General features: G+C 67.7%; 1 protein-coding gene. It reads right to left on the reverse strand.

Annotated features, from left to right (window positions below; all coding sequences use genetic code 11):
- A partial coding sequence (locus tag C7C56_RS25340; protein ID WP_229458991.1) for an Ig-like domain-containing protein occupies positions 1–424 on the reverse strand: 424 nt, incomplete at both ends.

Genomic DNA, 424 nt, shown 5'->3' on the forward strand with positions numbered 1-424 from the left:
CAGGTGACCCCGCCGTCGGCGCTCGCGACGGCGCTTAGCGTGCCGTTGGCGACGCTGATGTCGGCATTGGTGAACCCCGTGATCGCCTCCGAGAACGTGAACCTGACGAGCGTGGACTCGCCGACCGTCAACGAGCCGTCGGCGACGACGATGGTGGCGGTCGGGCCGGCCGTGACGACGGCATAGTTGTTCGAGTCGGTGCTGCCGCTGTTTGCGTTGCCGGCGGCGTCAAGCACGGCGGCGTTGGTCAGCGTGATCACGTTGCTGGTGTCGGTGGTGGCGGCCGTTGGCGTGAAGGTCGCAGTCCAGGTGATGCCGCCGTCGATCGAGCCGACCGCGCCCAGCGTGCCGTTGGCGACCGTCAGGTCGGCATTGGTGAAGCCGGTCACGGCCTCCGAGAAGGTGAAGGTGACGAGCGTCGTTT

It is taken from the genome of Massilia glaciei (genome assembly GCF_003011895.2).
GTDB classification, from domain to species: domain Bacteria; phylum Pseudomonadota; class Gammaproteobacteria; order Burkholderiales; family Burkholderiaceae_D; genus Telluria_A; species Telluria_A glaciei.